The following is a 1359-nucleotide window of genomic DNA, read 5'->3' as shown; positions in this document are numbered from 1 at the left end:
AACGGCACCTCTCTGTGTCAAGCGGCTGGCGACAGAGAGGAAACCAACTTGTTGAATCTGGACGGGGTTCGTGACCTGCAGCCATGATCTTCAAGGCTGTGGTCGGGGTCGCTCGGGAAACACCTGTCGCCCTGCTGGGCTGGCTCGCTAACGGCCTGCGTCCTGATCACAGCCGCCCGGTGAGAGTGGCTCGAGAGAGGTCTGCAACGCCCGAAGTTGGTGTGCCCTCCCACCGGATCCATGATCGTCAACCGGTTGGAGGATGGTTCGGATGTCAGCTGCACCAGAGCAAGTGATCGCCCGACACGGCGTGGTCATAGCCGTCGACCCGCATAAGGCGTCCTGGACCGCCGTTGTGGTCACCGCGGACTTGGCCGCGGCGGCCGCGATCCGGGTCGAGGTCAACCGAGCTGGCTATCGGCAGCTGCGGCGCTTCGCCGCTGCCTGGCCTGATGCCCGGTGGGCGATCGAGGGCGCGGTTGGGTTGGGAGCGCCGTTGGCTCAGCGGCTGCGCGAGGACCAGATCGCCGTCATCGACGTTCCGGCGAAGCTGGCTCGCCGCGTGCGGCTGCTGTCCACCGGTCACGGACGCAAGAGTGACCAGGCCGACGCGCTGTCGGTCGGCATCGCCGCATGGTCGGCGCAAACGTTGCGCGCCGTGCAGATCGACGACGCCATTGCGGCGCTGCGAGCGGTGACCGAGCACCGAGACGACATGGTCCGCGCCCGGACGCAGCTCATCAATCGGCTGCACGCCGTGATGGTCAAGCTCGTTCCTTCCGGACTTGCCCGCGGCTTGAGCGCCGAGGCGGCCGCCGAAGCGCTGCGCCGCGTCCGGCCGCGCGACTCCCTCGGCCGCACACTGCGCACGATCGCCGCCGACCTGGTCACCGAGCTGCGCCGGCTGGATCGCCGCATCGCCGAGGCCACGCAAACCCTCCGCGACGCCGTCACAGCCTCGGGCACCACTCTCACCGCCCTGCTCGGAATCGGCGACGTGGTAGCCGCCAAGATGCTGGCACGCACCGGTCCTGTTGGGCGCTTCGCCTCCTCGGCGGCGTTCGCGTCCTACTGCGGCGTAGCACCGATTGAAGTCTCCTCCGGCGACGTCGTGCGCCACCGCCTGTCCCGCGCAGGCGACCGCCAGCTCAACTACGCACTGCACGTCATGGCGCTGTCCCAGATCCGATACGACTCACCCGGCCGCAGCTACTACCAGCGCAAACGCGCCGCCGGGAAAAACCACAAAGAAGCCATGCGCTGCCTCAAACGCCGTCTCACCGACGTCGTCTACCGCACCATGACCAACGACTCGGTTTCCTCTCCGTCGCCAGCCGCTTGACACAGAGAGGTGCCGTT

The 1359-nt window shown here is 67.6% G+C and carries 1 protein-coding gene; it reads left to right on the top strand.

What is annotated here, in order from left to right; all coding sequences use genetic code 11:
• The first annotated feature begins 271 nt into the window (after positions 1-271).
• Positions 272-1342, top strand: a complete 1071-nt coding sequence (locus RM423_RS24730) for an IS110 family RNA-guided transposase (RefSeq protein ID WP_311425694.1) — start codon at positions 272-274, stop codon at positions 1340-1342.
• Positions 1343-1359: the final 17 nt, after the last annotated feature.

Origin of the sequence: Jatrophihabitans lederbergiae (genome assembly GCF_031845305.1) — a bacterium.
Lineage (GTDB): Bacteria > Actinomycetota > Actinomycetes > Mycobacteriales > Jatrophihabitantaceae > Jatrophihabitans_A > Jatrophihabitans_A lederbergiae.
Note: the sequence above shows the minus strand (reverse complement) of the source record. Positions and strands in the feature narration are given on the sequence as shown.

Excerpts from the sequence above, each read along its gene's own strand:
- RM423_RS24730 (WP_311425694.1), top strand. The coding sequence starts at position 272 with ATGTCAGCTGCACCAGAGCAAGTGATCGCCCGACACGGCGTGGTCATA.